At 42.2% G+C, this 21,957-nt stretch carries 16 protein-coding genes; 15 read left to right on the forward strand and 1 reads right to left on the reverse strand.

Features of this window, described 5'->3' with window-relative positions; translation table 11 throughout:
• The 15 genes from pseG to D6853_RS13640 all read left to right on the forward strand — a co-directional run bounded on the left by pseG (window position 1) and on the right by D6853_RS13640 (window position 20,526).
• Window positions 1-1,083: a UDP-2,4-diacetamido-2,4,6-trideoxy-beta-L-altropyranose hydrolase gene (gene pseG, locus D6853_RS13570; RefSeq protein WP_120658553.1), complete on the forward strand. Its 1,083-nt coding sequence runs from the start codon at window positions 1-3 to the stop codon at window positions 1,081-1,083.
• 3 nt (window positions 1,084-1,086) lie between these two features.
• Window positions 1,087-2,157 (forward strand): glycosyltransferase, encoded by a 1,071-nt coding sequence (locus D6853_RS13575; protein ID WP_120658554.1) that lies wholly within the window; start codon window positions 1,087-1,089, stop codon window positions 2,155-2,157.
• A complete protein-coding gene (locus D6853_RS13580; protein WP_243108364.1) occupies window positions 2,138-3,226 on the forward strand; it encodes a glycosyltransferase family 52 in 1,089 nt (362 codons plus the stop codon). The genes D6853_RS13575 and D6853_RS13580 overlap by 20 nt, the downstream gene beginning before the upstream one ends.
• A gap of 41 nt (window positions 3,227-3,267) precedes the next feature.
• Window positions 3,268-5,031: an ABC transporter ATP-binding protein gene (locus D6853_RS13585; RefSeq protein ID WP_120658555.1), complete on the forward strand. Its 1,764-nt coding sequence runs from the start codon at window positions 3,268-3,270 to the stop codon at window positions 5,029-5,031.
• Between the two features lie 40 nt (window positions 5,032-5,071).
• Window positions 5,072-6,202 (forward strand): acyltransferase, encoded by a 1,131-nt coding sequence (locus D6853_RS13590; RefSeq protein WP_158588760.1) that lies wholly within the window; start codon window positions 5,072-5,074, stop codon window positions 6,200-6,202.
• Complete coding sequence (locus D6853_RS13595) at window positions 6,196-7,950, forward strand: hypothetical protein (protein ID WP_120658557.1); 1,755 nt, start codon at window positions 6,196-6,198, stop codon at window positions 7,948-7,950. Before D6853_RS13590 ends, D6853_RS13595 begins: the two co-directional genes overlap by 7 nt.
• A 53-nt stretch (window positions 7,951-8,003) precedes the next feature.
• Window positions 8,004-8,462, forward strand: coding sequence for a GtrA family protein (locus D6853_RS13600; RefSeq protein WP_092245608.1), 459 nt, complete (start codon window positions 8,004-8,006; stop codon window positions 8,460-8,462).
• 46 nt (window positions 8,463-8,508) lie between these two features.
• The gene (rffA, locus tag D6853_RS13605) at window positions 8,509-9,648 is read left to right on the forward strand and encodes a dTDP-4-amino-4,6-dideoxygalactose transaminase (RefSeq protein ID WP_120658558.1); all 1,140 of its coding nucleotides are present in this window, start codon (window positions 8,509-8,511) and stop codon (window positions 9,646-9,648) included.
• Window positions 9,632-11,401: a hypothetical protein gene (locus D6853_RS13610; RefSeq protein WP_120658559.1), complete on the forward strand. Its 1,770-nt coding sequence runs from the start codon at window positions 9,632-9,634 to the stop codon at window positions 11,399-11,401. Before rffA ends, D6853_RS13610 begins: the two co-directional genes overlap by 17 nt.
• Before the next feature lie 27 nt (window positions 11,402-11,428).
• The gene (locus tag D6853_RS13615) at window positions 11,429-11,962 is read left to right on the forward strand and encodes a GNAT family N-acetyltransferase (protein ID WP_120658560.1); all 534 of its coding nucleotides are present in this window, start codon (window positions 11,429-11,431) and stop codon (window positions 11,960-11,962) included.
• Between the two features lie 50 nt (window positions 11,963-12,012).
• Window positions 12,013-12,969, forward strand: a complete 957-nt coding sequence (locus D6853_RS13620; RefSeq protein WP_330542423.1) for a glycosyltransferase — start codon at window positions 12,013-12,015, stop codon at window positions 12,967-12,969.
• Window positions 12,956-14,623 (forward strand): DUF6020 family protein, encoded by a 1,668-nt coding sequence (locus D6853_RS13625; RefSeq protein ID WP_120658561.1) that lies wholly within the window; start codon window positions 12,956-12,958, stop codon window positions 14,621-14,623. Before D6853_RS13620 ends, D6853_RS13625 begins: the two co-directional genes overlap by 14 nt.
• Window positions 14,624-14,692: 69 nt before the next feature.
• Window positions 14,693-17,302, forward strand: a complete 2,610-nt coding sequence (locus D6853_RS13630) for a hypothetical protein (RefSeq protein WP_120658562.1) — start codon at window positions 14,693-14,695, stop codon at window positions 17,300-17,302.
• Between the two features lie 4 nt (window positions 17,303-17,306).
• A complete protein-coding gene (locus D6853_RS13635) occupies window positions 17,307-19,250 on the forward strand; it encodes a polysaccharide biosynthesis protein (protein WP_120658563.1) in 1,944 nt (647 codons plus the stop codon).
• A 4-nt stretch (window positions 19,251-19,254) separates the two neighbouring features.
• The gene (locus tag D6853_RS13640; RefSeq protein ID WP_199713041.1) at window positions 19,255-20,526 is read left to right on the forward strand and encodes a DegT/DnrJ/EryC1/StrS family aminotransferase; all 1,272 of its coding nucleotides are present in this window, start codon (window positions 19,255-19,257) and stop codon (window positions 20,524-20,526) included.
• Between the two features lie 57 nt (window positions 20,527-20,583).
• Here the strand turns inward: D6853_RS13640 and D6853_RS13645 are convergent, their stop codons facing one another.
• Window positions 20,584-21,477, reverse strand: coding sequence for a tetratricopeptide repeat protein (locus D6853_RS13645; protein ID WP_120658564.1), 894 nt, complete (start codon window positions 21,475-21,477; stop codon window positions 20,584-20,586).
• Window positions 21,478-21,957 lie beyond the last annotated feature (480 nt).

The following is a 21,957-nucleotide window of genomic DNA, read 5'->3' on the forward strand; positions in this document are numbered from 1 at the left end:
ATGGGAAAAAAGATTTGGATTAAAGCAAACGGTAACGGAATCATTGCAACAGGACATATAAGAAGATGTATGACCATTGCTCAGGAGCTTAAGGCTCTTGGCGCTGAAGTGGAGTTTGTGCTTTCCGATGAGGACAGCGCCAATCTTTTGCAGACGCTTTCTGACGAAGAAGGTATGCAGTATGATGCACGAATCCTTCATACGGTTTTTTCCGAGCCCATGCAGGACATAGAGGTTCTGGAGGAGATGTTTGCGGAAGAGAAGCCGGATTTTTACCTGATGGACTCGTATTTTCTTAAAGAGGATTATTTTGAAGCGGTAAACGAGATCATCAAGAAAAACGGTCTTGCTACCAAGACAGGCTTTATTGACGATCTTTATAAATTTGATTATCCCGTTGATCTTGTGGTCAATTACGATGTGGAGGTTCCGAAGGATTTCTACAGTGCGCCTCATAAGCTTCTGGGAGCCGAATATGCTCCTCTTCGCAAGCAGTTTGAGGGTATAGATTATAGTGTTATTCCCATAGCCAAAAGAGCTTTTCTCTCCGCAGGAGGAACCGATCCTTATCATATAGTCGGCAGTCTCCTTAAGGAAGTATATGAAAACGACGGACCGTGCAGGAAGATACCTGATTTTATGCTCTTTACCTGTGACGTTATCGTCGGAGCTCTGTTTGAGGAAGACTATGTCAAAGAGTTAAAAGAGCTTGCGGCTAAATATCCTGCAATAACACTGCATGAATCAACTCCCGATATGGCGGGACTTATGAAAACCTGCGACTTCGCGGTAACGGCAGGCGGAACAACACTCTATGAGCTGTGCGCAGTCGGAGTGCCTACCGTGGTTTACAGTATGGCAGACAATCAGGTTGAATTTGTAAAAGCGTTCGATAAATGCGGCGCTGTGAAATATGCGGGCGACCTTAGAGAAGACGAAAGGATTGTTCAAAGAATCGTTGCATGGGGAATCGCAGCGATCGACAATCAAGAATTCAGAAAAAAAATGAGTGACAAAGCAAGGAAACTTGTAGACGGAGGCGGTGCTAATAAAATTGCACATGCTATTTTAGAGATTATATAAAACATGAAAAAACTGAGTATTATCGTGCCTGTTTATAACATGGCAGCTGACGGAAAACTTGATTATTGTTTAAAGAGTCTGGTAAACCAGCAGCTTTCTTTTGGTGAATACGAGATAATTGCGGTGGATGACTGTTCTACGGATGAATCTTATGAAATCCTTAAGGATTATATGGCAAGATACCCGGATAAATTCATAGCCCTTCATTCCGAAGTCAATCACCATCAGGGAGGAGCCAAGAATATCGGCCTTGCGAAAGCCCGGGGCGAGTGGCTTGGGTTTATAGATGCGGATGATTTTATTGTTCCCGACTACTACGAGAGGCTTCTTAAGAAGGCAGAAGAGACAGGCGCTGATATGGTCGGCTGTGATTATACTATGGTGACTGATCATAGCTTTAACGTCGGAAAGATAGTCCACAACAATAATTATTCACAAACGGGTGTTATGAATAAAGAACGATACAGGAATCTTTTGATAGAGACAGGTTCTTTGGTCGTTAAGGTCTACAGACGAGAACTTATTGTGGGTGACTATGTTCCCGGAACCAAAGACAAGCTCGATATATTCCCTGAGGACATCTTTTACGAGGATAACGCTGTTAGCAATACCTGGATGCTCAGATCCAAACATTTTGAATATATAGACGAGCCTTTATATTTCTATTATCAGCACGATGCTTCAACCGTTCACAGCATTTCTATGAAGAACCTTGAAGACAGAATGACTGCGGGAAGAGAGATAGTCGCTCAGGCTAAAGATAATGGCTATTTTGAGGAATATAAGCCCGAGATAGAGTTCCAATACACGGTGCTCTTTTATATAAATACATTGTTTTCGGCGATGCCAAAGAAGTCCGGACTTAAAAATGTTTACGGATTTTGCAAGAAGCTCGCTATCGAAATGAAGGAAACCTTTCCAAATTTCCAAGACAATGAGTATTACAAAGAGAAGATACACCCCGAGGAAAAGAAGCAGGTTTCTTATCAAATGAAATCACATCTGTTTTTTTATATATATTACAGACTTTTGTGGTTTTACAGGGGATTAAGAAATGGAAAGAAAAATGCATAATAGAATATATGTATGCCATACCTTTTACCATGTGTATGTGGCATGCCTTAAGGAATTTTATATTGCAGACGGAGGGAAAGCTTCTCTTGTTCTTTCCAAAATGTCCAATAACTTTGGAAAAATGGTTGAAAGAGCCAAGGACAGCGACATTTTCGATGAAGTGTTTGAGTACGATGAGAAGGAAGATACTTTTTTCCCTGAGCTTAAAGAGCTCAAGACCGATTCGGGTAATATCGTCACCAATATGATCAAGCGGATAAAGTTCTGCAAGAGATTTGGCAAGCTTCAGGAACAGTATATTCCCGTTGATTTTAAGAAATACAAGGATATATATGTGTTCTGCGATTCAGATCCGATAGGGTATTATCTTAATTACAAGAAGATAAAGTATCATGCCGTAGAAGACGGACTTGACTGCATAAGATATTATGACACGGCAAGATACGATAACAGGGGGCATTTTAAAATCAAAGCATTTATGGCGTCTCTGGGGCTTATACATATACAAAACGGATACGGAAGATATTGCATCGACATGGAAGTAAATAACATATCCGTTCTCCCGTATCCTTGTGAAAAGTATGTTGAACTTCCAAGAAAGAAGCTTACGGACAGACTATCTTCAGAAGAAAAAGAGAAGATGCTTGAGCTTTTCGTTGATGATATGAAGGGACTGAAAGAAAAGCTATTAAAAGACAGTGATTCCAAGACACTTCTTGTATTATCCGAGCCGCTCTGTGACCTTGAGACAAGAGAGCGTATCTTTAAGGATATTATTGACGAATATGGTACTATAGATGGTAAGCGTGCTGTGGTACTTATTAAACAGCACCCGAGAGATTATCTTGATTACAACAAGACATTTCCCGATGCTATCGTTCTTGACGGATCGTTCCCGATGGAGATGCTTAACTTTATCGAGGGCCTCTCTTTCGATAGACTTGTTTCTGTATATACGGTGGTTGATTCGATTCAGTTTGTAAAAGAAAAGCATTATCTCGGAGATGATTTCATGGACAAATATGAAGCTCCCGAGATTCACAGACAGAATGAAGCGATAACCGATTAAAGCTTTTGAATATATTAAAACCGGAAGGATATATTGGTTTTATGCGTAAGATTTATAAAAAACTGATACTTTTGCTTGATGCAAAACAAAAAAGACAGATGGTGGGCATGGTTTTCATGATGCTTGTGGGAGGTATGCTTGAAGCCATCGGAATTGCGCTTATATTGCCGATACTAAAGATTATTTCAACTCCGAAGGAGATAGCAAAGAGCAAATATTTATCTTTTGTCTGCAATGTGCTTAATATTGATTATTCAGATGTTGGGCGTCTTACAGGAGTATTTTTGGTAGCAATTATATTGGTTTTTGTCATAAAGAATGTTTTTTTGTTTTTTATGAATAAAGCTCAGCTTAAATTTGTTTATACCAACCAGTTTGCGACATCCAGAAGAATGATGATCAATTTTATGCAGCGCCCGTATGAGTATTATCTCAACGCCGATACCAGTGTTATTCAGCGTAACATCACATCGGATGTAAATAATATGTATGGACTTATTCTTAGTTCACTGCAGCTTATAAGTGAAGTCATCGTATTTATTTTTATCGTAATATTCCTTTTGAAAACAGATGCGATCATGACGATTTCAATTGCATCACTTCTTGTTATCGTTCTTTTGCTTGTTAAGTATAAAATAAAACCTGTTATGGTTAAGGCGGGACAGGAGAATCAGGACTATTACAGCGGGCTGTACAAGTGGATCGATGAGTCTGTGACAGGTATAAAAGAGATCAAGATTGCAAATAAAGAGAATTATTTTATTAATGGATATGCTGATTGCGGAGCGGGTTATGTTAATGCGGTACAGAAGTATAATCTGTACAATTCAACTCCGAGACTTCTTATCGAGACTGTAGCAATTATAGGATTGATGGGATATATGCTGTTTGACATGTCTGTGCTTGGTGCGGATATCAAACAGCTTGAGCCGCAGCTTGGTGTACTTGCCGCAGCTGCAGCACGTCTCCTTCCGAGTGCCAATAGAATAAACAATTACCTCACAAGTATCGCTTACTTTGAGCCTTTCCTCATGAACGTAAGCGACAATCTTCAGGAGGAGATCAACGACAGTTCGATATCATACAACGGTGACGATTACAGAAAGAAGCTTGAAGTGCAGAAGCTTCCCGTTAATAAGACTATTTTGCTAAAGGATATTACTTACAAATATCCGAATTCGGATAAATACGTTCTGAATCATGCAGATATGGAGGTGCCTGTCGGTAAGTCAGTAGGTATCGTGGGAACTTCCGGTGCCGGAAAGACTACGATTGTAGACGTAATGCTCGGTCTGCTTTGCATAGAGAGCGGCACTATCTATGCAGACGGAACGGATGTGATGAGCAATTATCCCGGATGGCTCAAGAATATAGGATATATCCCTCAGACTATCTTTATGCTTGATTCGACTATCAGGAAGAATGTGGCATTTGGATATGCAGATGAGGATATTGATGATAATAAAGTATGGCAGGCACTCAAGGAGGCATCTCTTGATGAATATGTGAGATCCCTTCCCGAAGGTCTTGATACAAGTATAGGAGAGAGAGGAATCCGTCTCTCCGGAGGACAGAGACAGAGAATCGGTATCGCGCGAGCTCTTTTTGAAGATCCCGAGGTCCTTGTCCTTGATGAAGCGACTTCCGCACTTGATAATGAGACCGAGGCGGCTATCATGGATTCAATAAACAGGCTACATGGAAGAAAAACACTTGTTATCATTGCGCACAGATTACAGACAATCGAGAAGTGCGATATGGTTTACAGTATAAAGGACGGCAAAGCGGTCGTAGACAGACAATAAGCACAGCGATGTAGAATAAACAAGACAGACGGAGGCTATGATGACCGGCCAAGGTATGACACAGAAAAGAAATGCGAATATTGAACTTTTAAGGATCGTGGCAATGCTGATGATCCTTACGCTTCATTTTAATTTTCAATCGAATGCTCTTCCTGAACTTGGAGAGCCTGCTTCGCATGTCGGTATATTTGCAACGATACTCGAAGCCATCGCCATTACGGGTGTTAACGTCTATGTGCTTATAAGCGGATATTTCCTATCCGCCTCAACAGTTAAGTTCAGCAAAATGCTTCAGCTTATTCTTCAGGTTTATTTCTATACTCTACTTGTTTCCGCAGCTATGATTTTCGTCGGTGCGTATACGGTCAGACCGGAAGATAAGCTCGACAGGACTCTTAAATATTTCTTCCCCATATCTGCGGAACATTACTGGTTTGTGACTGCGTATGTGATCATGTATGTGCTTGCGCCTGTTATGAACGCGGCAGTCAATACTCTTAAGAGAAAGCAGCTCAAGGCAGTCATTATAGGGCTTTTGACTTGGTTTTGCTTTATAAAGAGCATTGTTCCCGTTATGTTCGGAACAGATAAGATGGGATATGATTTTGGCTGGTTTATATGTCTTTATCTGATCGCTGCCTATATCAGGAAATATAATATCGTTCTTTTCCACGACGCCAAGAGAAGTGCGATCGTTTTTGCAGTATCGGCGTTTGCTATTGCGGCTCTCAGCCTTATCTTCCACAAGATCAATCTGGATACCGGAAGATTCAGATATTATGCCGGTGTTCCGAACCATTATAATTTCATATTCACATTAACGGGAGCACTCGGACTGTTTTCTGTCTTTAGATTTATGAGGTTAAAAGAAAACAAGTTTGCCGAAGCGATCAGGATAATTGCGCCGTATACACTTGGCGTATACCTTCTTCATATGCACTTTGAGATCGCGGACAGATGGGTTGAATGGATCGAGAATATCATTGGGGAGACTCCTCTTGATAACATTCCGATGTATTTCATTCATCTGGTTGTTTCGATCTTGATAGTATTCTTTGCCGGAATATTTGTTGATTGGGTCAGAAAATACGTCTTTAACTTTATTGGAAGAATATGCGAAAACACTAAGCTTTTCAAACTGATCAAACGTATAGACGAGGATTTATGCTAAAAAATATCAGAAGCTATTTTATGAAACTAAAGGGATTTCAACGCCCGCTGGAGAGATATTTCTTTCCCGTGGTCTTGTTGTTATATCCCTTTTTTGGTATTACAGCCGGCCTTGATATTGCCGACACGACATACAACCTCGGTAATTTTCAGTATATGAGCAACGTGGATCCGATGTGGCTTTTTTCCACTTACCTTTCCAACCTTATCGGAAACGTGATAATGAAGCTTCCGGGAGCGGGCACGATGATAGGCTTTGCTGTTTATTGCACGTTCTTTATAAGTGCGATGGCGCTCATAGCTTACTACGTACTTCAGAACTGGCTCCCGGGTTGGATGATCTTTATCGGAGAGTTTATCGCAGAAAGCCTTTGCTGGGCTCCGAGAGTTATCCTGTATCAGTACATACCGTACTTTTTATTGACGATCGGATCGGTATTACTTATCCTTGGTATCTTTTCCTGGAAGAAGCAGAATATACTTCTCTTTGCGGCGGGAGTATGCCTTGGACTAAACGTACTTGCACGTTTTCCTGCTATAGTGGATTGCATGCTGATCCTTGTTTTGTGGTTCTATTCGTTTATCAACAAGGATAAGTTTATAGAGGCAGCAAGAAAGACGGGTGTCTGCATCGCGGGATATGTAGCGGGTCTTGGTCTTCCGCTCATTATAATTTCGATAAGATATGGCTTTAATGCTTATCCCGAAGCTATAATGAAGCTCTTGTCGATGACTGAGGGAGCTTCCGATTATTCATCCGGAGGAATGCTTGAGCTTATCATTGAAGCATATTTGCATACCTTTAAAAATATGATAATAATGATCCCTTGTTTGGCCGCAGGAATAATCATGTTCCTTATGGCAAAGGGAAGATTTGTACTTCTTAAGAAGCTTGCTTTTATAGCAGGTCTCTTGGTACTCGCAAGATATTATTACGGACAGGGCGTTCTTACTGCCAATTATTTTTACTATGACTGCATGTTTCAGGTTGCGATGATGTTTTTGATAATATCGGTTGTATTGTGCATTATAGGGGCGCACGGAATCCTTAACGGAACCGTGGAAGAGAGAACGTTGTCAGCCATGGCACTTGTGCAGATCCTTGTTCTTCCGCTCGGAAGCAATAACCGTACGATGCCGATCCTTAACTGTCTGTTCCTGATAGCACCCATTAGTCTGTGGCTTATGAGAAGACTTATGCAAAGACTCGGCGACGGAGAATGGAACTTTGCATGGCAGGCAATGATAACAGGAGTTATTATTGCAACGCTGTTCCAGGGCGCTCTTTTCCACATTAACTTCTCATTTGTCGACGGTATGGACGGAACACCTCGCGACACGAAAGTGACGGAGATCCCTAAAGCAAAAGGCCTTGTGACGACCGCAGATAATTACAGTACGCTAAAAGAGCTGAAGGCAAGCCTTGAGGATAATAACCTGACATCCGGAAAAGTTCTGACTTTCGGTGAGATCCCGGGTATTCCGTATGTTTTTGACATGAGTCCTGCGATAAATACAACCTGGCCCGATCTTGACAGCTATTCGGTTGACAGTTTTGATAACGCCCTGAGTTCTCTGGATGCTTCAAAAGAGCCCGCTCCGACTGTAATAATCGGATATAAAGAGAATGACGGATATGCCAATTTTTCTGTTAAATACGATAAGCTGATGGACTATATCGGCAAACACGATTATAATAAAATCTTCGAGAGTGATAGATTTACGGTTTATACCGCAAACAATCAGTAAGACGGCGGGCAAAGCGCGCATAAGAATATTTAGGCAAGAAAGAGGAAAAGATTATGAATAAATTATTGGCACAGATTGCCAAATTTGGCGTAGTCGGAGTTATCTGCTTTATTATCGATTATGTAATTTACAGGATTTTCAATGCCGGATTCGAGGCGGTGGGATTTGATAATGTTTTCCCACAGTATTATTTGATCTCAGGATTTATAGCGTTTACGGTTTCCGTAGTTGCTAACTATATCCTCAGCTTTAAGTTTGTATTTGAGAGAAAAGAGGATATGAGCAGGAAGAAGGAGTTCATAATCTTCGTTATCCTCAGTGCGATCGGACTTGGAATCAATGAACTTTGTCTTTTTGTGGGATTCGATCTCATATACAAGAACTGGTCATGGCTTAACGGCATTATGAGCGCTTCTTTTGCAAAGGACGTATTCTTCAAATTCGGAGCAACGGGCGTTGTAATGGTTTATAATTTCATTACAAGAAAGATTTTCCTTGAGAAGAAAGACTGAAACAGCAACCGGGGCAGAAGATATTATAAAAATAAGGTCATAGCTTATGAGAATTAACTTCAATGTACCACCCTATACGGGAAAAGAATTTGATTATATAAAAGAGTGTGTGGAAGCCCAGAAGATCTGTGGAGACGGTAAGTACACGGATCTTGATAATAAGTGGATCGAGGAAAAGACAGGCTGCACAAAGGCGCTTCTTACAACCTCCTGCACACATGCAACCGAGATGGCAGCTATACTTGCAGGCATCAAGGAAGGTGATGAGGTTATCATGCCTTCATATACCTTCGTTTCAACGGCCAACGCATTTGTTCTTAGAGGAGCCAAGGTAGTATTCGTTGATATCAGACCCGATACCATGAACATCGATGAGAACCTCATTGAGCAGGCAATAACACCCAAGACCAGAGCAATCGTGCCGGTTCACTACGCAGGCGTAGGCTGCGAGATGGATACCATCATGGATATAGCAAAGAGACATAACCTTCTTGTTATCGAAGACGCTGCGCAGGGAGTTATGGCAACATACAAGGGAAAAGCGCTCGGAGCTATCGGTGATTTCGGTAATTACAGCTTCCATGAGACCAAGAACTACAGCATGGGTGAGGGCGGAGCGCTTCTTATAAGGGATGAGAAGTATGTCGACGACGCCATCATTATAAGAGAAAAGGGAACAAACCGTACACTCTACAAGCTAGGCAAGGTTGATAAGTACAGCTGGATCATGCCCGGCTCTTCGTTTCTACCAAGTGATATGAACGCTGCATATCTCTATGCTCAGCTTCAGATGGCCGATGAGATCAATAACGACAGATTAAAGAGCTGGAACGCATATTACGAGGAGCTCACTCCGCTTGCGGAAAAAGGGCTTATAGAGCTTCCTTACGTGCCGAAAGAGTGCGTTCACAATGCTCATATGTTCTACATAAAGTGTAAGGATTTTGAGGAAAGAGAAGGACTTATCAAATACCTTAAAGCTAACGATATCCTTCCTGCTTCTCACTATGTTCCTCTTCATTCTTCCAAAGCGGGAGTTATCTACAGTGAATTCCGCGGAGAGGACAAATATACTACAAAGGAGAGCGAGAGACTTCTTCGCCTTCCTATGTACTACAAGCTCACAGACAGTGACCGTAATGAGGTTATTACAAGAGTAAAAGAATACTATGAAAAAAACGTATAAAATATCCAACTTCATAATCTCTTTGGTTTTGGTGCTGGTGGCGGTTCTTTTCATGGGCTTTATAGGTGATTATTGGTTTGAAGCCAATGATGACGTCCTGATAAAGGATCTACTTTCGGGAGCCTATACAGGCGCTCCCGAAGGTCATAATATACAGATGCTGTATCCGATAAGCTTTTTCTTCTCGCTCCTTTACAGAGTGGTAAGAAGCTTAGACTGGTATGGCATTTTTTTGTGCGGCGGACAATATCTGTGCCTGTTTTTAATAGCGCATACGACGCTTAAAACCTGCAAAAAGCGTGGGCATAAGATCGCTGCGTCGTTATTTATGCTGCTTTTTGCGATCGGAGTGGTAGGTTCGCACTTTTTATTCATCCACTACACGTTTACCTGCGGATTCATGTCGGGTACGGCAGCTTTTTTGATCCTTATGCATGAAAAAGACAAAGATAAGAACTTCGAGATTGCTCTTATCCTTTTGTTTATCGCATTTTTGCTAAGGTCAGAGATGCTTCTTTTGACACTTCCGATGGTGTGCGTGGCCATTTTTATCAGATGGCTTATGAAGCTTAACAAGACAGAGTTTTTTGGCTGTCTTAAGCTCTTTGGCGCGATAGTAACAGCCTTAGTGATCGGATTTGTCATACATCAGGTTGCTTTCTCAAAATCCGATTGGAAGCAGTACAATGACTTTTTCGAGGCCAGAACACAGCTCTATGATTATCAGAACATTCCCGAGTATGAAGAAAACAAGGAATTCTATGATAACCTCGGACTTGATAAAAGTGAGTATGAGCTTTTGGTAAATTATAATTTCGGGCTCGATGACAAGATAGATACGGCTGTTTTGAACAAAGTGGCAAGCTGCTATAAGGAGCAAAGATCGGGCGAGCAGCCTTTTGCTCCGCACTTAAAGCAAGCGATTTCCGAGTATATTTACGAACTTCACAATTTTTCAGAGCAAAAAGACTATCTTGAACCCGGATCGTATTTTCCTTGGAATGTCATTGTCATAGTTCTTTATATCGGAGTGTTGATCTCGTATATTCTTCCAAGGAAGGATAGCAGTAACAAAGAGATAGTACGAAGCGTGGGAGCACTGGCTCTTTTGTTTGCATGCAGAACGTCGCTGTGGATATATATGATCATGGGAAGGCGAATTCCCATCAGGATCGCGCATCCTTTGTTCTTTATCGAGATAATGATCCTGTTTGCGATGCTTCTAAAACGCGCGGAAAAGAGCAGCTATTGGCCATATAAGATAATACTTGTCGCAGTTCTTTTATCGGCTCTATCGGTTCCCAATCAGAAAGCTGTAATAAGCGCAGAGCAGCGTTCAAGGGAGCTTATGAGGATGCATTACGACGCTTTGGATGACTATTTTGATGCCAATGAGGACAATTTCTATTTCATAGATACATACACATCCGTTTCATGCGGAAAAGACAAGGCGGAGGGCGAAGCTTTGTTCTCCGAGAAGCTCTTTGACAGAGTCGATAATTCTTTTGCCAACCACGATCTTATGGGCGGCTGGGGAATAAACAGTCCTCTTACGAAAAAGAAGCTTGCAAAAGAGGGATTTACCGATATGCAGTCGGCTCTTTTGACAGATAAGGCATATTTCGTTCAAAATAAATCTGAAAGCACAGATTGGCTGGTGGATTATTACAGATACAAGGGCTTGGAAGTTACGATCGAGCAAAAAGACGTTGTGGCCGATGCCTTCGCAATATACGCGGTCAGAGAAAAGTAATACAGGTAAAGCCGGACGGAGAATAATATGAAAAAAGAAATGCAGGGCTTTGATGTCTGCGGGAATAAGGTATCTATTCGTAAGATTACCCCGGACGACACCGAGCTGATTGTAAAGTGGAGAAATAACGAAAGAGTACGAAACAACTTCGTTTATAAAGAGATATTTACCAAAGAAATTCATGAGAACTGGTTTAAGACCAAGATCATGACGGGAGAGGTCGAGCAGTTTATTATCTGCGAGAACGATAAAGACTACAGACCCGTCGGAAGCGTGTATTTCAGGGATATTGACAGGAAAGAAGGAACCGCCGAGTACGGAATTTTCATCGGTGAGGACGACGCTGTCGGAAAAGGCTACGGAAGTGAGATTGCACTGATGGCTCTTTCCTACGCCAAAGAGATCGGATTAAAAAGAGTCTACCTTAAGGCATTTACCTATAACGAGATCGCCATAAGAAGCTATTCCAAGGCCGGTTTTGTCAAGACCAAGGATCTTTTGCAGGTAGAGTGCAGTGATGGGCAAAAAAGTGATATGATACTTATGGAAAAACTCTTATAAATGCAGTTTTGACAGATTATTTGGAAACCCGAATAAGGCGAAAGGTTTTGATGAGAATGCAGAAAAAATCAGTAAGCTTTGTAATTCCATGCTACAGATCCGAGAACACCCTCGGAGGAGTTGTGGATGAGATAATAGAGACAATGAAGGATTCCGATGAGTACATCTATGAGATTGTGCTTGTAAATGACGGATCTCCGGACAATACATGGGGCAAGATTGGCGAGCTTGCAGATAAACACTCAGATATCGTGACCGGGATCAACTTCTCCAAGAACTTTGGACAGCATGCAGCGCTTATGGCGGGACTTAATGCAGCGCAGGGCGACTATGTCGTATGCCTTGACGACGACGGACAGACTCCGGCCAACGAGGTTTATAAGCTCCTTAATGCGCTTAGAGACGGCGCTGATGCAGTATATGCAAGATATGCGCATAAGCAGCACAACGGCTTTAGAAATTTCGGAACGGCAATGAACGAGTGGATGGCGCACGTGATGCTCGGAAAGCCCAAGGATCTCTTTGTTTCCAGCTATTTTGCGGTAAAGAGATTTGTTGTTGAGGAAATGATCAAGTACGAAAGCTCATATCCTTATGTGATCGGCCTTGTTCTCAGAACAACCGGCAATGTTGTCAATGTAGACGTCAACCACAGGAAAAGAGAAGTCGGAGAGAGCGGATATACTTTCAGCAAGCTTATGAAGCTCTGGATCAACGGATTTACCGCTTTTAGTATAAAACCGCTTAGAATTGCCACTTTGGCAGGCGGAATCTTATCTGTTTTGGGATTTTTATTTGGTGTTTACACCGTTATTTTGAAGTTTGTTTATCCGAATTCATCCCAGTTTAAGGGCTATTATGCACTTATGTCCGCATTGGTATTTATCGGCGGAATGATACTTCTGATGCTGGGAATGGTAGGGGAATATGTGGGAAGACTCTATATCTCACAGAACAAGAATCCTCAGTATGTAATTCGAGAGACGACGAGAGATGACAAAGAATAATTTGGGGCTAGGATCCGAAAGTGACAACAATATAAAGAAAAACGTAGTAGCCTGGCTTCTGTCAGGCTTATTTGGCGTTTTAGCGGGCGCTTTTAATTTTATCGGATACAGCCTTGAGAAGTTCGATTCGATCAAATTTGAAGGCAATATGACGCTTATAATGCTCTTTATCATGGTAATCCTGACCATCGATGCCAGATATGTCTGGAAGAGCTACGAAATGTCTTTTTACGGAAGAAAACTGTTTGGCTTTATTGATCTCAATGCACCGCCGAAGCCCATATCGGAAAAGGATTTTAAGAAAAGAACCTTCTTCACCTTGATACTTCTTAATCTGCCCGTTCTTCTTGCGGAGTTTCCTGGGTTTTTCGTGTATGATGCACAGGATGAACTTAACGAAGTGCTGACAAGAAGCTTTACAACGCACCATCCGCTCTTGCACGTACTTCTTTTGGGAGGAACGATCGCGCTTGTTCACAAGCTCACGGGCTCTTGGAATATCGCGATATTTACGTATATTGTCCTTCAGATGCTCGTGATCACACTGATCATGACCTACGTGATCAATTACCTCAGAAAAAGAGGGATCGGCAAGAATTCGATCATCCTTTGGACGCTGTACTACGGCGTTTTCCCGACAATAGTCATGTACACGCTATGCTCAAGTAAGGACGGACTTTTCTCGGCGTTTTTACTTCTTATGACAGTTCTTTTGATAGAACTCGTGCGCGATACCGAAGGGTTTATGTCGGATAAAAAGAAACAAATGTTATTATTGGCATCCGCTGTGCTCATGCCGCTTATGCGTCACAACGGATTCTATGCTTACCTTGTTTTTATCCCGTTTGCACTTATTTATTTCAGGAAAAAGATATCAGGAAAGCTTGTGGGACTTTTGGTAATCCCGATAATAATTTATCTCATCATATCAACGGCTCTGTCAGCAGCCTTTACCGCAGGACATAAGGACAATCAGGAGATGCTGACGGTTCCGATCATGCAGATGGCGCGCGTCTATAAATACGACAAAGAGGAAATGACGGAAGAGGAAAAGGCCATATTAACAGCCTATATTCCCGAAAAGAACTTGGAGAAATATACCCCGAGAGTTTCCGATCTTGTAAAGGTAGGCTTTAACAACGCGCTATATGAGCAGGATAAAAAGAACTTTTGGAAGCTTTGGACGGGACTTTTTAAAAAGCATCCTATGACCTATATTAACGCATGGTTTTTGACTTCTTACGGATACTGGTATCCGCCTGCGGACATCAATGTTTACAAGGGAAATACGGTTTATACCTTTACATACGACGAGAGCTCATACTTCGGCTATGAAGTCGAACTTCCGGGAGAGAGAATAAGCCTCATCCCGCCTATAGATAAGTTCTACAGATATATATCCATAGGCAGCTTTCACAAGGATGCACCCGTGATCGCATATCTGTTTTCGCCGGGACTACTTGCGCTCATCTATCTGTTTGTATTTTTGTACAGGCTTAACAGGCGGAATTTTGGCGGAATAGTGCCGTTTCTACCTGTTATACTCACATGGCTTACAGTTCTGCTCGGACCGACCTATCTTGTAAGGTATGTTGTTATACTCTGGCTGGCCCTTCCGCTCCTTACAATTACGGGTGACAAGCGGTTTGATTAAGGCTTTGGTGTATGATAATATTTAATGATGGATTTTTTGCGAAAATAGGCAAATATATCGGAAAGAATAATGGAACTTATGAGAAGTATTGTTGATAAAAAAACTGCATTCAGGGCAGTGCTCCTTATTTTTGCACTTGTTGCCATAATGAGCATTTTTCCTTGCAGAATATGGACTAACGTACTGAATACCTACGATGGCGGAAACAGACAACCCGGTTCGCAGGAAGTTAATTGCGATTACAACATAAGCCAGAAGTTTGTTGCACAGTATGACAGACTCAGCTCTGTAGACATATATGTTGACTCGCTTGAAAAGGGACATTACATGTATGTCTCGATAAGAGAGAATTATGATACGAGCTACTTCAACACATTTGTGGATATAAGTGATGCCACACTCCCGGGATATGTGAATATTCCCATGGAATTCGATCTTGAAGTCGGAAAAGAGTACAGCCTCTTCGTCATGGGCTGCCGCTCCAAGTACAATGTTGTATTTACCGATGTTCCTGATAATTCACAGTATGTGGGAAGTGCGTTTCTTAACGAAACAAACGAGTTTCCCGGAAGGCATCTTGATGCAAAGTATAATTACAGGCTTCCGATATCCAAGAAGCTGTCGCTCATACTTATAGCGGCAATTCTTGCAGTAACGGCGCTTATTTATGCATTGATAGGCATTTATTATAATAAGTATAGGGAAAAGAACTCTCTTATAACCGTGGGAAAGGTGGTAAAAGTTGTAGCCAATCCCATCGCCGCAGTGCTCTTTTTGACACTTATGATCATGGTATTTCCGCTTAGGATCTTTGATATGAGGGTGGCCGATATTATCTTTTACGAGATAGGTCTTCTTATAAGCGCGGCGATCGTGTTCTATGCGATCAATCACAAAGCGGTTAAGCTTCCAAACGGAGTATCTTTCTTCGAAGGAATCGAGCTTGCAGATAAGGTAAGATACGTTTTTATCATGTTTGCAATGGCCATGGTTATATGGAATTCCTGCGAATCCATGAACGGACTTGCCAATATATTCGTCTGGCTTCCGGAGCGCAGGATGATCATCTGGTTCGCGATCATGATACTTCTTACGTTTACGACCTCGGAAGTATTGAACATTCCGAACCTCATCTGGCTAGTGGCATCGGCTTTGGCAGGATTTAGGTATTACGGGCTTAATAAGCTCTCGCCCGATGAAAATGAATACGACCTTTTCAATCTTAAGCTTAAATATGAGATTATCATTGCTGTTCTCGGCGGTATCGTCGTGATCAATGTGATAAGGATATTGTTTAGATATATCACGGATAAGACAAGCAGAGAGATTAAGATATCGGGTTATGGAATCCTGGTTGCACTGTTCTTTATCGGACTTATCCTGATGCGAAAAGACAGACTCTGGGAACCAATGCTTGCAACTATGTTCTTATGCCTCTATATAAGGCTTGCAAAGTGGAAAGGCAGAGAGCACTTCACTCGTATAGTTGCCGGCGGACTTATGATGAACTTTGCTATCTCACTGGGATTTAGCTTGCTTCACAGATATTTCTCGGGATACGTCAGCGGAAGATTCGGATTCATATTCCACACACAGACGGTTACCGCTGAGTATATGATATTTATGGCAGGTGCCGCCACGGTTCTTCTCGCGGCCAAGATAGTTGCATTCCCCAAGGGACTTGGCGTAAAAGAGCTGTTTAAATCGGCTTGGAAAGAGATGATCCTGTTTGGATGGATCTCGGCATATGCTATATTTACGGTTTCAAGAACTGCATATCTTTCGATCTTTGTGGTTGTATTTACGGTTCTGGCAGTAGTGTCAACACGCCACAAAAAGCAGTTTATAAGAATATTGGCAACAATGATAGCGGCTGTTATTATTTGTTTCCCCGCTACATTCACTCTTCAGAGAATTGTTCCGGCTATGGTTGCAAGACCCGTGTTCTATGCGCCCGACGATGCGGATCAGTTTGTGAGAGGTGGAGCTTCATGGGACAACAGCAATTTCATGTGCATTGAGAGATTCGTTAATCTCTTTGAGAGTAAGATACTTGGTATGGAAGTCGGAGAATATGACTACCCCAATGATATTCTTAATTATGACATGAAAAAGGGTGAGCCTATTTATGATTACTACGGAAACCCGTACGATGGAAGCGATGAGCAGGAAGACAGAGAGAGTCGGGGTATAGAGCCTTCTTCCGAAGATAATCTTCTTGCCGCGGCAGGCATATCAAGAGCAGAGCTTGCGATGCTTCTTGAGATCTCGCATGTCGATGAAAACAGCAGACTTGATGTTTTCTCAAACGGCAGAGTAACGATATTTAAGATCTACGCCAAAGAGCTGAACCTTACAGGACATACCGAGCAGCCGGCATTTCCTGATGGAGAGGTAATCCTTCATGCGCACAATACGTACCTTCAGATCGCATACGATCATGGCGCTATAGTAGGTCTTTTGTATTTGCTATTTATAATCGGCGGATTTGTGGTTGGAGTGATCCACTACAAGAAGAATGAGGAAAAAGAGCCTCTTTCACTCCTTTCATTTGCGATTATTGTGGGTGTTGCCGTTGCAGGCATAAGTGAGTCGGTATTGGAGCTTTCATATCCGATGACAATGCCGCTTATGCTGTCAATCGCACCTTTATTATTCAAAAATATAAACAGAGAATAAGAATATGAACGACAAGAAAAAAGAACCGTTTAATTTTCAAAAACTGTATAGGCGCACAGGACTTATAATCTATGACATCCTTAGTGTCATCATAGCCAATTATCTTGCGCTCATCATAAGGCATGATTTTAAGATCTCGAATATTCCCGAGCATTTCTTGATGCCCGCGACGGAATTTTTGCCTATAAACATAGTGCTTACAATAGCTATTTTCTTTATATTCAAACTCTATGACAGCTTGTGGGCATATGCGGGAGAGAGAGAACTTCAGAATCTCGTTATGGCTTGTGTGCTTTCGTCCGTTCTGTATGCTATAGGGCTTCAGTTCTTTAGATATCCGGGCGAGCAGGCGGTTCCTCTTACCTGTTATTTCCTGTATCCGTTCCTGCTTATAGCCTTTATCTTTACGAGCAGGTTCTCGTACAGATTCTTCCGCAGCCAAAAGCACAGGGCGGAAAACAGGAACAACAGCCAGGCGGTAATGATAATCGGTGCCGGCGAGGCTGCCAATATCATCATTAAAGAGATAATCACAAGCAATTACTCAACGATGTCCATTAAGTGCATCATTGATGACGATCCCAATAAGTGGGGCAAGTACATCCAGGGCATCAGAGTTGTCGGCGGTAGAGACAGGATCGTCGAGTGCGCCGATCTTTACGACATAGACCAGATCATTGTTGCGATTCCTTCCGCATCAAGAAAGGAATTCAAGAAGATCCTTGATATCTGTAAGAACACGAACTGTAAGCTCCGTGCACTTCCCGGAATGTATCAGCTAGTTAACGGAGAGGTCAATGTATCAAGACTTCGTGACGTTGAGGTAGAAGACCTTCTCGGAAGAGATCCTATCGCGGTTGACCTTGATTCCATCGCAGGCTATGTGAGCGGCAAGACCGTTATGGTAACCGGAGGCGGCGGATCTATCGGCTCCGAGCTCTGTAGACAGATCGCAGGACATAAGCCCAAGAGACTTATCATTGTGGATATCTATGAGAATAATGCCTACGATATCCAGCAGGAACTTAAGACCAAATACCCCGAGCTTGATCTTGTGGTGCTCATCGCATCAGTAAGAAACACGCTCAGGATCAACAATATATTTGAGAAATATAAGCCCAACATCGTATATCATGCAGCTGCGCACAAGCATGTACCTCTCATGGAGGACAGCCCTAACGAAGCTATCAAGAACAACGTCTTCGGAACATGGAAGACAGCTATGGCAGCAGCGATGAACGGCGCGGAGAAGTTTGTTATGATCTCTACGGATAAGGCCGTTAATCCCACCAATGTAATGGGAGCCAGCAAAAGAATCTGTGAGATGATCGTACAGACCTTCAATAAGCATTACGACACAGAATTTGTAGCGGTTAGATTCGGTAACGTCCTTGGATCGAACGGATCCGTTATCCCGCTTTTCAAGAAGCAGATACAGGCAGGAGGCCCTGTTACAGTTACAGACCCTAATATCATACGTTATTTTATGACTATATCCGAGGCGGTTTCTCTCGTGCTTCAGGCAGGTGCTTTTGCCAAGGGAGGAGAGATATTTGTCCTCGATATGGGTGAGCCCGTCAAGATCCTTGATCTTGCGGAGAACCTTATCAAACTCTCAGGCCTCAAGGTCGGAGAGGATATCAGGATCGAGTTTACCGGCCTTCGTCCCGGTGAGAAGCTCTACGAAGAGATGCTCATGGATGAAGAGGGACTTCAGGATACATCCAACAGGATGATCCACATCGGTAAGCCCATTGAACTCGATGAGATGAAGTTCTTTGCGGAACTTGAAAAACTGAACGTTGCATCAAGAGAAGAATCATCCGAGACTAAATCAATTGTAAGAGAGATAGTTACAACCTACCATCCGACCGACAATAAGGCGGACAGGACCAAGGAGCACATGGAAGCTCTTAAGAGGGCAGCAGAGAAGATAAACGAGGATTAATGCTATGGAACTGAAACCTTTTGAGAAAAAAATATATCTTTCATCGCCCACAATGCACGGCGACGAATTAAAGTACATGCAGGAAGCCTATGAGACAAACTGGATGTCCACTGTCGGAGCCAACTTGAACGAGATAGAGAAAAATGTCTGTGAAAAGATAGGCTGCACCGACGCGGTTGCACTGTCATCGGGAACGGCGGCTCTCCATCTTGCAATCAAGCTTGCAGGCGAGAGACTCTACGGTCAGCCCAAGGTCGGACACGGTGTACTTGAAGGTAAAAAAGTATTCTGCTCAGATATGACCTTTGATGCGACAGTTAATCCCGTTGCCTACGAAGGCGGCGAGGCTGTTTACATTGATACGGAGGCTGATACATGGAACATGTGCCCTAAGGCGCTTGAGAAGGCTTTCGAGATATATCCCGATGTTAAGCTCGTTGTAGTTGCGCATCTCTACGGAACTCCGGGTAAAGTGGACGAGATCAAGAAAGTCTGCGATAAACACGGCGCGCTTATCGTTGAGGACGCCGCCGAGTCATTCGGTGCTACTTATAAGGGCAAGCAGACAGGACTTTTTGGTGACTACAGCATAATCTCTTTTAACGGAAATAAGATAATAACAGGCTCAGCCGGAGGAATGTTCTTAGCTCACAGCAAGGAAGACGCCGACAAGGTAAGAAAGTGGTCAACTCAGGCCAGAGAAGATGCGCCTTGGTATCAGCACGAAGAGCTCGGTTACAACTACCGCATGAGTAACGTGATCGCAGGTGTTGTAAGAGGCCAGCTTCCTCATCTGGAGGAGCATATCGCCCAGAAGAAATCCATTTATATGAGATACAAGGAAGGCTTCAAGAACCTTCCCGTCAAGATGAATCCATACGATGAAAAGAATTCCGAGCCCAACTTCTGGCTCTCATGCCTTATCATCGATAAAGAAGCAATGTGTAAGCAGGTACGCGGCGAGCAGGATGTACTCTACATCAGTGAACCCGGAAAGAGCTGTCCTACAGAGATCCTTGATGCTATCGCGGCTCTCAATGCAGAGGGACGCCCCATCTGGAAGCCAATGCACATGCAGCCCATTTACAGAATGAACGCTTTTGTGACTAAATCCGGAAGCGGACGGGCAAGAAGTAACGCTTACATCAAAGAGACAGGAATGGTCGATGTCGGCGCAGACATCTTCGAAAGAGGCCTCTGTCTTCCAAGTGACAACAAGATGACTCCCGAGCAGCAGGATGTGATAATTGAGGCTGTTAAGAAGTGCTTTGAATAAGACATAAAAAATCCGATGACATTGCGTAAATGCGTTGTCATCGGATTTTTATATTAATCATACATGGTAAGACTTACAAATCTCTTCAAGTTTAGCTTCGGCGTCACGGGCGAAAGGCAGCTTGCTGCAGTTTTCAAGAGAAGTCTTAAAGCGATAAATAGCCTCGGGATAATCGTTTGTCTCGTATGCTATAAGTCCCAAATAGTATTGATGATGCATTCTGGATAATTGAGAAACACGATGGTTATTTATGTATTTCCTGATAAGTTCCTTTGCTTCGTCAAACTGCTTGTTATCAAGCGCTTCCTTAATTTTTAAGCTATCCAGTGTAAGATCCAATTGAAGATTCTTCTTTTTGCTGGAGGCCTTTATTTGCTCAAGCCTCGCTCTGTAAATGGCAGCTTTTTCCTTGTCGCCTGATTCGTAAAAATATGAGGTAAATGCAGTTAAAATGCGGATGTTAGAGCATTTTTCAGGATTGGCCGGGATTATATTTTTTAAATAATTCCAGGCAGTATCATAGTCTTCAAGTGAGTAATAAGCCAGTCCAAGCTTCATTTTTCTGGTTCTGGCATATCCGGTGTATCTTCTGAAAAAGAAATTCTGTCTAAAAAGAATCTCTTCGGCATTTATGTATTTCTCAGGATCGCACAATGTAAGGAATATTCCGTAAAAAAATAATTCCTGCATGGCTTCTACAATGATCATTAACAGTAAACATACGACTACTCTTATCAAGAATAAAGAAAAAATAGAATTATAAAGCCCGTTGTATATTTCTGCAGATTCCGGATCCGCGTACTTAAGCGGTAATATATAAAAGAATCTTTTCAAAAACAAAGTACCAATGGCGAATAGGACCAAAATATATATAATAAAATAAATAATCTTGTTTCTTTTAAAACGTGCCGCACACTCTTCAGGCGTCATATTTCTGTATTTCTCTTGCATTTTTTCTCTCCTGATTTCATATTAAACGTAAAAATTGTGAAGACTTGTTGTGAACAATCATCCCATATCATGAAATGTTTGTCAAAGGTTATTACTCGTTTACAGGCTATTTTCAAAAAGACTCCTTGACGAGATAATTGCAACAATGTTAAGATATATGTTAATAAATTGTTGGGTGTTGAACGGATGAATAAACTAAAAGAGAACAGAACATTACTATTTGTAATTTTATATTATATCTATTCCGGCGTATATTTCGTCATTCATATGATTGACGCAAAGAACCCTTTTATGACAAGCACTTTGGACTGCGTGCTTGTTATGATAGGGATATTTTTGTGTTTTGCCGGACTGTTCCGCTCAAGCGAACCTCGTATATTCCTTATCAAAGGGCTTAAGTGCTTTGCTGTCTGTGATATTTTTTCTTTATTTCTCCAGTATTTGTACGGGAAAGAGGTTTCTCTTTTTTTCATATGGATG

Origin of the sequence: Butyrivibrio sp. X503 (assembly GCF_003625475.1) — a bacterium.
Taxonomy (GTDB): domain Bacteria; phylum Bacillota; class Clostridia; order Lachnospirales; family Lachnospiraceae; genus Butyrivibrio.

Excerpts from the sequence above, each read along its gene's own strand:
- pseG (WP_120658553.1), top strand. The coding sequence starts at position 1 with ATGGGAAAAAAGATTTGGATTAAAGCAAACGGTAACGGAATCATTGCA.
- D6853_RS13575 (WP_120658554.1), top strand. The coding sequence starts at position 1,087 with ATGAAAAAACTGAGTATTATCGTGCCTGTTTATAACATGGCAGCTGAC.
- D6853_RS13580 (WP_243108364.1), top strand. The coding sequence starts at position 2,138 with ATGGAAAGAAAAATGCATAATAGAATATATGTATGCCATACCTTTTAC.
- D6853_RS13585 (WP_120658555.1), top strand. The coding sequence starts at position 3,268 with ATGCGTAAGATTTATAAAAAACTGATACTTTTGCTTGATGCAAAACAA.
- D6853_RS13590 (WP_158588760.1), top strand. The coding sequence starts at position 5,072 with ATGACCGGCCAAGGTATGACACAGAAAAGAAATGCGAATATTGAACTT.
- D6853_RS13595 (WP_120658557.1), top strand. The coding sequence starts at position 6,196 with ATGCTAAAAAATATCAGAAGCTATTTTATGAAACTAAAGGGATTTCAA.
- D6853_RS13600 (WP_092245608.1), top strand. The coding sequence starts at position 8,004 with ATGAATAAATTATTGGCACAGATTGCCAAATTTGGCGTAGTCGGAGTT.
- rffA (WP_120658558.1), top strand. The coding sequence starts at position 8,509 with ATGAGAATTAACTTCAATGTACCACCCTATACGGGAAAAGAATTTGAT.
- D6853_RS13610 (WP_120658559.1), top strand. The coding sequence starts at position 9,632 with ATGAAAAAAACGTATAAAATATCCAACTTCATAATCTCTTTGGTTTTG.
- D6853_RS13615 (WP_120658560.1), top strand. The coding sequence starts at position 11,429 with ATGAAAAAAGAAATGCAGGGCTTTGATGTCTGCGGGAATAAGGTATCT.
- D6853_RS13620 (WP_330542423.1), top strand. The coding sequence starts at position 12,013 with ATGAGAATGCAGAAAAAATCAGTAAGCTTTGTAATTCCATGCTACAGA.
- D6853_RS13625 (WP_120658561.1), top strand. The coding sequence starts at position 12,956 with ATGACAAAGAATAATTTGGGGCTAGGATCCGAAAGTGACAACAATATA.
- D6853_RS13630 (WP_120658562.1), top strand. The coding sequence starts at position 14,693 with ATGGAACTTATGAGAAGTATTGTTGATAAAAAAACTGCATTCAGGGCA.
- D6853_RS13635 (WP_120658563.1), top strand. The coding sequence starts at position 17,307 with ATGAACGACAAGAAAAAAGAACCGTTTAATTTTCAAAAACTGTATAGG.
- D6853_RS13640 (WP_199713041.1), top strand. The coding sequence starts at position 19,255 with ATGGAACTGAAACCTTTTGAGAAAAAAATATATCTTTCATCGCCCACA.
- D6853_RS13645 (WP_120658564.1), bottom strand. The coding sequence starts at position 21,477 with ATGCAAGAGAAATACAGAAATATGACGCCTGAAGAGTGTGCGGCACGT.